This window comes from Paenibacillus sp. G2S3, from assembly GCF_030123105.1.
Taxonomy (GTDB): Bacteria; Bacillota; Bacilli; order Paenibacillales; family Paenibacillaceae; genus Paenibacillus_AQ.
Genome location: NZ_CP126095.1, coordinates 268,543 through 281,102, shown reverse-complemented (window position 1 = coordinate 281,102; position 12,560 = coordinate 268,543). Strand labels below are relative to the sequence as shown.

Genomic DNA, 12,560 nt, shown 5'->3' with positions numbered 1-12,560 from the left:
CATGGCATCAAAAAAAAGGATGCTCGACAATAACGTCTCTACGCTGGCATTACCCAGATCAGATCGACGGTCAGCGGCATAAGGCCGCTATCTCAGCCTGACTTCATCAAGCACCCGTTTATTGCGATTCAACTTCCTATAACTTATATCATAAGTAAACTTTTTACAATATGATTTTCGTTTCCTGGGTATCCCTATCGCGGCAATGCTCACCATTGCTCGGACATCTTAAAGGTGACTGCGAGATCATCATCACCTGAGAGTGAGTTCACTACCAGGGTAACCGGCTCATCCTGAAGCTCGTAAGAGAGTCGCTCGTTAAGCAAGTTAACGGCCAAATTTGCATACGCACCAGAGATCCCTGATCCTGTACCTTGCATAATTACCTTTCCACCCGTGACCGTAGTGCAAGTGTAATTGACTAGCAGTGCTGTGTCCGTGACAGGAATATCCGTAGTTGGTGTAGGGAAATTCTCGAATGTCCCATCCAGAGTTCCACCTGCAACGACCATATAACGCACAGGTCTTTTGGATAGGATATCTAAAGCAGCCGGTCTAATTTCAGCCGCAAGACCTTGTGGAATAGTAAAGGTAGGACTCCTCATAAAGCTGATCGCTGCGAAGTCGGACGATGTAACCGATACGTTATCACGTATTTCCGAGGTTATACGGCTTACTTGAAACACTTCCAGATTAACGGCCGTCCATACACCGTTCACATCCACAAGAAAAACCTGAATCTTTAATTGCTCCTGTGAATACACAAAATTAAATTGGAATAAATCCTCTACAATAGGGTAGGTCTTGCTTAACGTTTCCCGATATTGCAGCTCAAATAATTCTTCAATAAAGACTGTCTGAGGACTTGCACTATTGGCTAAACCCGTTAAATAACAAGCCGCGCCAGCTGATCCATTGTTAACTACTTTGATCACAACTTGATTTATTGGACGAGTACCGTCGACAGGTAAATTAATGATGGTGTTTGTAGAGAGGACAGGCAATGTCTTCACACCTCCTATTCATATCAAATTATATCTATATGTTATGAAATCAATTTTTAGAATTCTTGGATGTAACCCCCACCCCCGATTTGCCACCAAATAAAGGATGTGGTAAACTCGACTTAACTTTTTATGAACGGAGGGTTACGTGTGATAGACTTTATCCGAGTTAGAACTTTGCGCGGCTAATTGAATAGCGCTAAAGCTCTGCCCATGTGCAGAGGACTCAGGATTGGTCTACCCATTTAACTCCATAGAAGCCAACAAACTAAAACGCCTTCGGCGTCCTTATAAGGACGGTAGCGTTTATGTGAGAATTATAAGGATAAAGTATATCGTGAAACTTATACTTTCTTATAATTTAAACCAACTACTACTCGTAAGGGATTAATTTATCATTCCCCTATGACCGAGCCGTTGTTTGCTTCGATATATCTATGGAAGACCCAAATGTTGTAACGGAGACTTCTCCTTATACATTTGTTCTGACGTCCTCTAACGAACCGTAAGCACAGGCAGATGGCCTGTGTTTTTTGCGTTTACTATTTACTACTGGAGGATTAATAAATATATGGAACAACTACGAGAAAAAGCTATTATAGTCGGTGTCCAGCTACAAAACGAAACAAACTTCGCTTATTCGATGGAAGAACTCACTAATCTGGCTGCGGCCTGTGACCTAGAAGTTGTAGGAGAGCTTACTCAAAAAGCGAGTCGAATCAACCCTTCCCACTATATCGGAACAGGCAAAATTCAAGAATTATCGGCGCTTCTAGAAGCGCATGATGCTCCTATTGTTATTTTTAACGATGAGCTATCCCCTTCACAGATTCGCAATTTGGAATCCTCTTTGGACCGTCAAGTCATCGACCGGACGATTCTGATTCTGAATATTTTCGCGGAAAGAGCAAAGACCAAAGAAGCACAGCTGCAAGTAGAAGTAGCCAAGCTGCAGTATATGCTGCCCCGCTTGACAGGTCTTCGAGAATCCCTCGGCAGACAGGGCGGTGGTTCTGGTCTGAAGAACAGAGGCGCTGGTGAAACCAAGCTGGAGCTGGATCGCAGAAGAATTGAAGAACGGATTTCAGCGCTACAGGTTGAGCTTCAACAGCAAGTGGCCAGACGCCAAATTCAGCGGAAGCAGCGGCATAAGAATGAGGTTCCTGTTGTCTGCCTCGTCGGCTATACGAACACCGGCAAGTCCAGCTTAATGAATGTGATGGTGGAGATGTATCATCCCGGCTCTAATAAGCAGGTGTTCGCCAAGGATATGTTATTTGCTACGCTGGAGACATCCGTTCGGAGCATTGAGCTACCGGATCACAAAACCTTTTTATTAACAGATACCGTCGGATTCGTCAGCCAGCTTCCCCATCACCTGGTCAAAGCCTTCCGCTCCACGCTCGAAGAGGTGACCGAAGCGGACTTATTGATTCACGTAGTCGATATTTCCGATCCGCAGCATGAGCAGCATATGGCCGTTACCGATGAGACGTTAAAAGCACTCGGCGCAGACCAAATTCCAACGGTTTATGCTTACAACAAAGCTGACCTAACTGACTTGCCTTACCCTCACCTTGAGGGTGACAACGTCTATCTCTCTGCCAAACAAAATAGTGGAATGGCTGAACTTACAAGTCTGATTCGCAGCCATGTGTTTACGGATTATGTACAGTGTGAAATTCTGATTCCATTCGATCGTGGCAATGTGGTCTCCTATTTCAACGAGCATGCCCATGTTCAATCCACTAGCTATGAAGAAACAGGCACACGGCTTGCGCTAGAATGCAGAAAATCTGATTTCGAGAAATTCCGCAACGACTTTGTTGAGCTTTAGGCTATTGGACACAGTAAATCCCGGACCTTATCGGAGGTCCGGGATTTTTTTTCAGGAAGATAGCTCTTCTTAGCACCCTCTTAGCTGCTAGATCTTATAAATATAGCTTCTAGTCCCTATTCTTGAAAAAACAGTACACTGGGAGCCTCTATTTTCCGCCATGGGTAAGACAGAACCTGTAGATAGTTGCTGTAAATAATTAAAATCAGGATGTATCGACTCATTCGTAAGAAAAGCTGAGGTATTGCTTCCGGGCGATCTTTCCTCATTAAGAGAGGCTATGATGACTTCAACAGTGGTGATCCCAATGCCGTGGCCATAGAACAGGTCTTCTTCAAGCTTAACAGCATTCTCACCCTGCCATTCTGGCTTGCTAGGCGCATGATCTGGATTCCTGAAATACACAATATCTCCCCGCAGCATCTGATCCTTATTATAGTTCGTAATTAAGCGTAGATTCTCGTCGTAGTTCCAGTCCCATAAAAATAAATCCTTAAAATACTTATTAAAGTCTTCTTCACCTATAGCCTCAATTGTCGCTCTGTACATAACAATGACCATGGCTGTTGCGCATTCGAAGGCATATAAATGTCCGTTCTGAAAAATGTCTTTAATCCCCACCGAAGGCGCCACACCAGCGTTCAGCTGTAGTCCTCCAATATCTGTACGCGTCCAAAACTGCGGGTTGCAGCGCGACTCATCAAATGTTGCAAAATCCGCTCCACTGTTATTTAAAGCTTCCGCCGATTCCACGATGCTGTCTCTCATTTTCCGTTCAAAGTCAAGGGCATCGGGTGAACGAACTTCCTTCACCATGCTTAGTCCCTCCAATATTATAGGTTCTAAATATAGGTTATTGTACGTGTTCGCTGCCCAGTTGGTGCTTAATTCATTTTATTCCCCTGACTCAACAAACCACTGATTGAGCTGCCTGGTCTCTTCCGTCAAAATATCCAAATATATAGAAGTGCGGTATCCCGTATCCTTTAAGCTTTTTCCCGTAATCTCTGCTATGCGATTTAATCTGTACAGCAATGTGTTGGTATGAATATGTAAAAAAGCGGCGGATTCCTTCAAGTTTCCACTGAGTGATAAATAAACGGCAATCGTTTTTAGAAAATCACTTTTATGCTCGCGATCATGCTCTTTTAGCGGATACAGTAAAGGACTTTTACGGGTCCGACTACGTTTTTGCTCTATAATAGCCGGAACATACGCCCAAAATCCAATATCCTCATACAATAGTAACTCTCGGCCATGAAAAGGCAGCAGCTTCTTGATTTCCAGAATGGAACCCGCTTCCCAGTACGCAATGGCTGCCGACATATATTCAGTGTAATCCAGGCTACAGCCTGCAGCCAGCATACAGTTCTCACTCTTACGCATATCCTCGATAATTTTGTGCATGAACGAATACAGACCACCCGTCCCTTCCATGCGAAAGCTGAATGAAAACAATATAATTAACCGATTGTGCTCAGCAGTCAGAAACAATAATTTCAGCCCCGGATAGGAGGTCATAGTTTGCCGAAACCGAAGTACGAAGTGGTCATTGATGACCTTGTCACTCTCAAACACGCTAATATAAAATTTGTCCGGCAAAAGAATCGACCAAACTTCCGCATCCTGCTTGATATTCGCTTCATTGTCGTAATGGGAGGTGAGCAGCTTCCAGAAAAAATCCTCCTGCGTTTTCTCCTGCTTCGTCTTCCAACCCCGTTGCTTCAATATATAACGACCAACAATGGCCGCCGCTTTCTCTACAATATTCTCTGCGTGTCCTTCAACTAGATTGCCTGCATCCACTACCCATATGTACCCGAGTATTTCCTTCTGATGTTTGATGCAAATAGCGAGTCGGGGGCCAAGACCTACCTCCATGACCGCAGGAATCCGAATCGGACGTGTAGCGCTCTCAAGCTGCTGCATAATCCCCTTCTTGCGCAAGCCAATAATGACAGCGTTAGGCACGCGCTTTCCAATAATGGTCGAAATTCTCGCGGAATCACTCTCAAATTGATGGGAGCTGTATCCGATCACATGATGATTGCTGTCCTCAATCGTAACTTGGGATTGAAGAGATTCACTAATCGCATCCGCCAACGATTCCATACTATCGAAGAAACGATCAAACAATGGATCCTTTTCCGTCACTAGCCCCACCCCTGCCTGAAAAAATAGCCGAACCTTGTACTCTAGAGTGATTTTATTATAGTATGCGTGCTCCTAGCTGACTATAAGATAATGGGATGGGGGCGAGCTGGCGGGACCTTGAGATCGCCGGGTGGAGGAGTTACGAGGTTATAGAGTTGCGTGGGGGCGTCTTTGCTGAGTACAGGTTACGTTGGTTGCGGAATGGCGGGGGTTATGGAGTGGCGTGGGACGGAGTTGCCGTCTTCGTTGATGCGGGTTACGGCGTGACGGAGTGGCGCGACAGTACATAAACCGCTACTTGATAGAGCCCCTTTAGAGTTTTTAGGGAATTCCTCCCTAAAATTCTGTATTTTAGACTTGGTTTACTACTAATCAGGGAAAAACTCCCTAATATTCAACCGATCAGGTTATTATTGGGTATATTCTTCGTATTTATAGGGAGAAATTTCCTAAAAATAGCGTTTCAAGCTTTTTTCGCGTAATTTATAGGGGGGATTTCCCTAAAAATCATCTTCAACAAATCTCTCACCGTAACAAAAAACCAAATACTAACTAAATTAAGCAGTAACTAGCCAAATCAAGCTGCACATAGTTGAAACTAGCTGGTTTTGATCGAATTCCAACCAACTTCTACGTTGTCTATCCACCTTTAGCACAGCGCTAGTAACATCCACTGTATCTAGGCACACCACTATACAACTCAGCTACTTTTAACACCCACCAACACACATCCACCCGATCCAACGATCTTCATAACGCAGTCCTACAGCCTTTAACACCGAACTAGTAGATCTCTGCTGGATCTAGCACACTGAGGCCACTCCTAGCTACCTCCTAGATCAAACTAGCAGACTTCTGCCAGATCCTCCCCACATCGAACTGAGCCGAAAATATTACTCCCAGAAACAACAAACAGCAAACTCCCAAAGCGGGAATTCGCTGTCTATTGTCCCTAAATATCACCACTCATTTGGAACGCATCTATTCATCTCAATTTAGCTCTATTTAGCTCATCGTGAACGTCTGCTCCATGGCTTGTTCTACCGTAAAATGTTGCTCGCCAAGTGCTTCAGCCACGGCTTGGCAGGTGATCTTGCCATTAGCCACATTCACACCGCTTCTTAGGCCAGCATTATCTTGAATCGCCTTGATCACGCCTTTTTTGGCAATTTGAAGGGCGTATGGCACGGTGACATTAGTTAAAGCGATCGTCGAGGTTTTAGCAACAGCCCCCGGCATATTAGCTACAGAATAATGCAGCACGCCGTGCTTGATAAATACAGGATTATCATGTGTTGTCACTCTGTCAATCGTTTCTACGATACCACCTTGGTCAATGGCCACATCGACAATCACCGATCCCGGCTTCATAGTCTTGACCATTTCTTCTGTAACCAGCTTCGGTGCTTTTGCACCCGGAATCAACACCGCACCTACCAACAGATCTGCCTCAGCTACCACTTTGGCAATATTGTAAGGGTTCGAGATCAGCGTGTTAATCTGTGCCCCAAAAATATCATCTAATTGACGCAATCTTTCCGCACTAAGGTCAACAATTGTAACATCAGCACCCAAACCGATAGCCATTTTTGCAGCGTTTGTACCTACTACTCCACCACCGATAATGCTAACTTTGCCACGACTAACCCCGGGAACACCGGAGAGAAGAATCCCTTGTCCGCCATAGTTTTTTTGCAAGAACTGAGCGCCCAGCTGAACAGACATCCGGCCCGCAACTTCACTCATCGGTGTTAATAGTGGCAAGGTACGTTCATGAACGACCGTCTCATATCCGATGGCAAAGACACCCTTGTCTTTGAGCGCAGCGGCCAAAGAAGGCTCTGGTGCAAGATGCAGATACGTGAACAAAATAAGGCCTGGACGGAAATAGGGGTACTCGCTTTCCAGCGGTTCTTTCACTTTCATCACCATTTCTGCGGAGCTCCAAACCGTAGCTGCATCCTGAATCAGCTGTGCTCCAGCAGAAGCATACTCTTCGTTTGGAAACCCACTTCCCACACCAGCCCCTGCTTCCACCAGCACTTGATGTCCTTCTTTAATAAGGCTAACTACACCCGCAGGTGTTATGGCTACACGATTCTCATTATTTTTAATTTCTTTAGGCACTGCGATAATCATCATTCATCTCTCCCGTCTAATGTAGATCCCTTATGTAAAGAATGATAACATACGTTTAGTATTCCCAATTTGGTAAAAAATTAAAATATTATCTATCATCATTGTGTTTTTACACAAAGGATTTCCCTTAAACCGCCCATCAAATTCAGGTTCATTTGGTACCCAACACAACCCTCTTTATTATCTCATAAAAAAAGACACCCCTTAGAATGTCTTTTTGACGATTTTGTATGAAATTAAAGCACTACTACCATTACGGAATGTCATATTAAGTGACGCGTACTATTTTGACAGCAATAACATCACCGTTTCTAAGATTACATTTACCCCTTTTTCACAGTCTTCATAGGAGGTAAGCTCCTCTTCACAATGACTTTTGCCCTTCACACTAGGTACAAACACCATAGCCGATGGTAGAAAGCTGGCTACGAACTGAGCATCATGCCCTGCGCCACTTGCGATCTTCCGATTAGAATAGCCCAAGACTTGTGTCGCTTGCTCCACTAAATCACACACGCCCCGATCAAACCAAACAGTCTCTCTGCCCCAAAGCTTGGTCTTACTCACTTCGCAGTCCACCAGACTCTCCGGCAAACCATGGATAATGGCTTCCACCTCACGGACAAGCTCCATATCTTTATGTCTAGCCTCAATCGTGAAGATCACTTTATTGGGAATGACGGTATGAATATTAGGAAGCACATTCATTCTGCCCATGGTATACACCAGCTCGGAGTCGAGCACACTCAGCTTGCTTCGCAGTTCCGTGATCAGATCCGTGGCTGCGAACAAGGCATCCTTACGCATCGCCATAGGCGTGGTGCCTGCGTGATCCGATTCCCCCGTCACCTCAATCTCATAACAGGCCATGCCAACTACACAGTCCACCAGACCAATCGACACTTCTTCTTGTTCTAGCACAGGACCTTGCTCGATATGAAGCTCTAAATAAGCAGTGGCTTCGGTAATACGATTGCTCGTTTCTCCCTTATACCCACTTTTCTCGAGCGCTTCTCCAAAAGTAATGCCCTCCGGATCTTTTTTATTCAGCATTGTCGTCTTATCGAACTTCCCGGACAGCACACCAGAGGCCATCATCGAAGGCTCGAAGCGAGCTCCTTCTTCATTTGTGAAATTCATAATGGTCACTGGTAGCTTCGGCTTTATTCCGTGATCCACGAGTGTGCGCACCACCTCTAGTCCAGCGATCACGCCTAATACGCCATCGAATCTGCCGCCTTTTTTCACGGTATCCATATGCGAACCGATTACAATAGGAGGCCCAGATGCTACACCCGCAAGCGTAGCGTACATCGTACCCATGTCATCCACCTTCACAGACATCCCCAGCTCTTCACAGCAAGCGCAAAAATAATTCCGAACCTTACCATCCTCTTCCGTCAGCGATAAGCGGGTCACGCCGTTGTTATCTGTACGCCCAAAATCCGCAAATGCCTCAATCGTATTCTTTAATCTCTCACCGTTCACGAATATTTTTTGCAATTGCATCGTAGGCCCCTCCACTTCGAGCGTTCATGATTTTAATGGCTTTCTATATATGTTATACCAATCCATATGATTTTCATTTTACATACTGTAATAATTATTATTCACATGATACTACAACGAATAGAGCCAGTAATAAGTAAACTAAAGTAGTATATACAACCTTTTCTTATGAATAGTAAGCTTAAGTTAGCTTATCATCCAGTTTTACACAGGAAAGGAGCGAGCACATGAATTTAAGCATTGTGGTCCCTGTATACAATATCGAACAATATATAACCCCTATGTTTAATTCACTCCTTGACCAAAACGAACAGCAATTCGAGGTCATTATCGTAGATGATGGATCTACGGATAACACCTACAACGTTATAGAATCGATACTTTCACTTAACCCCAAACTTTTCTGCAAAGTTATTCGAACAGAGAATCAAGGGGTAAGTGCGGCTAGAAATACAGGCTTAGCAGAAGCCACAGGGAAATATGTGTTGTTTCTAGATGGAGATGATTATATCTCTACAGACTTAGTACGAACCATTCATAACAATACTCAAGCATCAGACCCTGAGATTATTTGCTGGGGATATAACCATGTTTCAGAGGATGGAGTTACTATTTTGAGCTACGCCTCTGCTTATAGCGGCATCACAGGTAGTGAAGCGCTGACTCATATTCTCGTGAACAAAAGCTTACGAATATGGACAGGGAGCATTGCGTACAAACGGGAATTACTACTCCTTCATGGGCTCAAATATACGGAGCGCTGTGTGAATGGAGAAGATCAGGAGTTTATTTACAAAGCCTTATCCAGAGCCGCAAGAGTCATCACGTTACCGGATATATTATCGTTTTATTTACAAAGAAACACGTCGATTTCCAACAGCTATAATGTGAAAAAATTTGATGTCGTCGATGTATTCAAACGGGTCGATGCCTATTTCGAGGCCCATCCCTTTGAGCAGTTAGATACGATATCCCCTTATATAAGAAATCGTGAGCTGATCGAGAACTACTTTTTCAACCTAAAGACCTGTCTAAATGAGACAGAAGGCGTAAGCATTCAAGAGTTACTTCGCGACATCGACCATACCTATCCTGAACTAAATCAAGAAATGTATGAACTCATAAGACGTTATAGAGGGAATGATCGAAGATTAGCCCTTTATATCCGAGCATTCTTAATCTCCCCGCTTCTATATCACAGATTCATTTCTGTGGAGAGAGGCTTATCCAGGTTCAAGCGAAAGGAATCTAGACTATGAAAAAGATGCTGATCTATGCCTATACCGAATTTAATTTGGGCGATGATTTATTCATTAAGGTGCTATGTGAGAGATATCCGGATACCGAATTCAGAATCTGCGCTCCACGCTTATACAAGCTATGCTTCAAAGAGATCAAGAACCTCAAAGTGTATCCTTCTGATTCCCTTTTCTTAAGAGGCATTGCCTCTATTTGCAGAAGGTTAAAGATACATAATCTGGCGCAAAAATATATGGCCAATCGCTCCGACGGCGTTGTTCATATCGGTGGCTCGATCTTTATGCAGGCAGAGCATTGGGAGGAGCATTTTAAGAACGCAGAAGCCATCCGGAATAAGAATAAACCCTACTATTTATTAGGAGCCAATTTTGGCCCTTATACAGATAATGAATATTATGAGGAACACAAGCGGATTTTTAAGGACTATACAGACATCTGCTTTAGAGAAAAGTACTCTTATGATTTATTCGAGGATCTGGATCATGTCCGTTTAGCACCCGATATTATTTTTCAGCTTGACCCGCTAGATCTTCAAACCGAATCAAAGGATTATATCGTCTTATCCGTCATTAAGCCTTCTGCTAAAGGTCTGAACGGTTTTGACAACCTCTATTATGAAAAAATGAAAGAACTCGCAATTTATTTCATTGAAAAAGGCTACGCTGTTCATTTCATGTCATTTTGTGAACACGAAGGCGATCAGCTGGCGATTGAGGAAATCCAGAGTCTTATGGGCCCCTCTTATGAGGATTCCATCCAAGTGCATTTATACAAAACGAATATGGAAGAGGTCTTGGCCGTTCTAGCCCATTCCAGCTTTATCGTAGCTTCAAGATTCCATGCGATGATTCTGGGCTGGGTATTGGGTAAACCAGTGTTTCCCGTAGCTTACAGCAAAAAAATGATCAACGTAATGGAAGATGCCCAGTTCAATGGGTTATATACCGATTTCACTACACTGGAGCAGCTCCAGCCTGCGCAGGTTTTTGAAAGCATGACTGCTCACTACATGGATGTCACGCTGCAAGCGAAACATGCCGAAAGACATTTTGAGCAGCTGGATACGTATTTATCGCTTTACGAAAGGAGGATACGTTATGAGAGCCAAGCGGAGCATTCTTAACTTATCCTTTGGACTCGGGAGTCAGCTCATCACGATCATCCTCGGATTTTTCATCCCCCGACTGATTATGGTCAACTATGGCTCTGAAGCAAACGGATTAATCGCTTCTATTGTACAGATCATTAGTTATTTGGCCCTGCTGGAAGCCGGCGTAGGCGCCGCTTCGATCCAAGCCCTATACAAGCCAGTAGCTTCGGATGATAAGAACCACATCAACTCTATTCTGGCCGCCACCTCTAGCTATTATAAAAAAACAGGCATTTATTATTTCTTCGCCGTCCTTCTACTCGCCACCCTGTATCCATTAGTGATCACTTCTGACATCGATCGATTATCGGTTATGCTCATTATTTTACTTACAGGAATGGGTGGAGCGATCAATTATTATTTTCAAGGAAAATTCAAAGTCCTTCTCGCTGCAGAGGGAAAAAGCTATGTAGAGACTTCTATAGTCACCGTGGCTAATATTCTGAACAATGTGGTTCGGATTCTGTTATTACTTCAAGGCGTTAACATCATCGCTGTGCAAGCTTCCTATTTCATATTGACCATACTTCAAATCGTCGTCTTCTATATCTATATCAATAAGCATTACAAATGGATCAACCTTAATCTCAAACCAGACTATGAAGCCATTGGTCAAAAAAATTCCGTGTTAGTCCATGAGATCTCCTACTTAGTGTTTAGAAATACTGACGTGCTAATCCTGACTATATTTACGAACTTAAAGATCGTCAGCATTTATGTCATGTACAACATGATTTTTACAATTGTAGATAACATTGTCCAAACCATAAACGGAAGCGTGAAAGCTGCTCTAGGTCAGAGCTTTCATGAGAGTAAAGAAGCCTTTATTAAATTTTATGATGCTTACGAAGTGTATTTTATGGGGCTCATTTTCTCGATTCTAACGGTAGCTTACATTCTAATTCTACCTTTTATGAAACTGTATACCGCTGGGGTAAATGACGTGAATTATATCGATATGTGGCTGCCGATCCTGTTCGTAGTCATCAAATTATTAACCAATGCCAGAGCTTCCTCCAATAATGTGATTACGATCGCCGGACATTTCAAGAACACACAGAACCGTTCCATTCTAGAATCCGCCATCAATCTAGTCGCTTCTATTGTCTTCGTTATCTTTATGGGGATTTACGGTGTATTGATGGGAACGATAGCCGCTCTCTTGTATCGCTCCATAGATATCGTGGTCTATGCTAGCAGACATTTGCTGGAGCGGAGCCCTTGGGTCACTTTTAGAAGATGGCTTACGAATGCAGTCGTTTTTGTTGGCATTATTCTAATCTCCAGCGCCATCGACATCCCTATCCATTCCTATGCAGGAATTATGTTGTGGGGTGTACTGTTAGGGCTTGTGATCCTACCCGTATATTTCGTAATTGCCTCCTTAATGGAACGGGAAGTTTTCCTGTATACATGGGGACATCTCAAAACGTATCGATATAAACTCAAAAGTAAAATTGCAGCTAGACCTAAGGTAAGTGGTTTATCCAAATAACACAGCAGGAGG

The 12,560-nt window shown here is 43.6% G+C and carries 10 protein-coding genes and 1 riboswitch; of the genes, 5 read left to right on the top strand and 5 right to left on the bottom strand.

The genetic code is table 11. The features are described 5' to 3' along the window. Positions 1-16: 16 nt before the first annotated feature. Positions 17-128, bottom strand: a riboswitch (TPP riboswitch). 81 nt (positions 129-209) lie between these two features. Beyond that, positions 210-1,013, bottom strand: coding sequence for a hypothetical protein (locus tag QNH28_RS01310; RefSeq protein ID WP_283909840.1), 804 nt, complete (start codon positions 1,011-1,013; stop codon positions 210-212). A 562-nt stretch (positions 1,014-1,575) separates the two neighbouring features. Between QNH28_RS01310 and hflX the strand changes: the two genes are divergently transcribed. Beyond that, positions 1,576-2,841 carry a GTPase HflX gene (hflX, locus tag QNH28_RS01305; RefSeq protein WP_283909839.1) on the top strand — a complete coding sequence of 422 codons (1,266 nt, stop codon included), beginning with the start codon at positions 1,576-1,578 and terminating at the stop codon, positions 2,839-2,841. Between the two features lie 87 nt (positions 2,842-2,928). Here the strand turns inward: hflX and QNH28_RS01300 are convergent, their stop codons facing one another. Both QNH28_RS01300 and QNH28_RS01295 read right to left on the bottom strand, forming a co-directional pair. Then, entirely contained in the window at positions 2,929-3,657 is a 729-nt protein-coding gene (locus QNH28_RS01300; protein WP_283909838.1) for a protein-glutamine gamma-glutamyltransferase, read from the bottom strand. Between the two features lie 78 nt (positions 3,658-3,735). Further along, positions 3,736-4,995 carry a PucR family transcriptional regulator gene (locus QNH28_RS01295; protein ID WP_283909837.1) on the bottom strand — a complete coding sequence of 420 codons (1,260 nt, stop codon included), beginning with the start codon at positions 4,993-4,995 and terminating at the stop codon, positions 3,736-3,738. A 155-nt stretch (positions 4,996-5,150) separates the two neighbouring features. Here QNH28_RS01295 and QNH28_RS01290 point away from each other — a divergent pair, with 155 nt between their 5' ends. After that, complete coding sequence (locus QNH28_RS01290; protein WP_283909836.1) at positions 5,151-5,285, top strand: hypothetical protein; 135 nt, start codon at positions 5,151-5,153, stop codon at positions 5,283-5,285. Between the two features lie 715 nt (positions 5,286-6,000). Here QNH28_RS01290 and ald read toward each other — a convergent pair. Next, positions 6,001-7,134, bottom strand: coding sequence for an alanine dehydrogenase (ald, locus tag QNH28_RS01285; protein ID WP_283912007.1), 1,134 nt, complete (start codon positions 7,132-7,134; stop codon positions 6,001-6,003). Between the two features lie 282 nt (positions 7,135-7,416). Beyond that, the gene (locus QNH28_RS01280; protein WP_283909835.1) at positions 7,417-8,643 is read right to left on the bottom strand and encodes a Zn-dependent hydrolase; all 1,227 of its coding nucleotides are present in this window, start codon (positions 8,641-8,643) and stop codon (positions 7,417-7,419) included. Between the two features lie 227 nt (positions 8,644-8,870). Here QNH28_RS01280 and QNH28_RS01275 point away from each other — a divergent pair, with 227 nt between their 5' ends. From QNH28_RS01275 to QNH28_RS01265, 3 genes are read left to right on the top strand one after another with little or no spacing between them, the layout of a single operon-like run. Further along, on the top strand, positions 8,871-9,902 hold the full coding sequence (locus QNH28_RS01275; RefSeq protein ID WP_283909834.1) for a glycosyltransferase family 2 protein: 1,032 nt from the start codon (positions 8,871-8,873) through the stop codon (positions 9,900-9,902). Then, positions 9,899-11,026: a polysaccharide pyruvyl transferase family protein gene (locus tag QNH28_RS01270; RefSeq protein ID WP_283909833.1), complete on the top strand. Its 1,128-nt coding sequence runs from the start codon at positions 9,899-9,901 to the stop codon at positions 11,024-11,026. The genes QNH28_RS01275 and QNH28_RS01270 overlap by 4 nt, the downstream gene beginning before the upstream one ends. After that, positions 11,001-12,548, top strand: a complete 1,548-nt coding sequence (locus QNH28_RS01265; protein ID WP_283909832.1) for an MATE family efflux transporter — start codon at positions 11,001-11,003, stop codon at positions 12,546-12,548. The genes QNH28_RS01270 and QNH28_RS01265 overlap by 26 nt, the downstream gene beginning before the upstream one ends. Positions 12,549-12,560: the final 12 nt, after the last annotated feature.

Bases quoted from the DNA above. Each gene is read 5' to 3' on its own strand.
- hflX (WP_283909839.1), top strand. From the start codon at position 1,576: ATGGAACAACTACGAGAAAAAGCTATTATAGTCGGTGTCCAGCTACAA.
- QNH28_RS01300 (WP_283909838.1), bottom strand. From the start codon at position 3,657: ATGGTGAAGGAAGTTCGTTCACCCGATGCCCTTGACTTTGAACGGAAA.
- ald (WP_283912007.1), bottom strand. From the start codon at position 7,134: ATGATTATCGCAGTGCCTAAAGAAATTAAAAATAATGAGAATCGTGTA.
- QNH28_RS01280 (WP_283909835.1), bottom strand. From the start codon at position 8,643: ATGCAATTGCAAAAAATATTCGTGAACGGTGAGAGATTAAAGAATACG.
- QNH28_RS01275 (WP_283909834.1), top strand. From the start codon at position 8,871: ATGAATTTAAGCATTGTGGTCCCTGTATACAATATCGAACAATATATA.
- QNH28_RS01270 (WP_283909833.1), top strand. From the start codon at position 9,899: ATGAAAAAGATGCTGATCTATGCCTATACCGAATTTAATTTGGGCGAT.
- QNH28_RS01265 (WP_283909832.1), top strand. From the start codon at position 11,001: ATGAGAGCCAAGCGGAGCATTCTTAACTTATCCTTTGGACTCGGGAGT.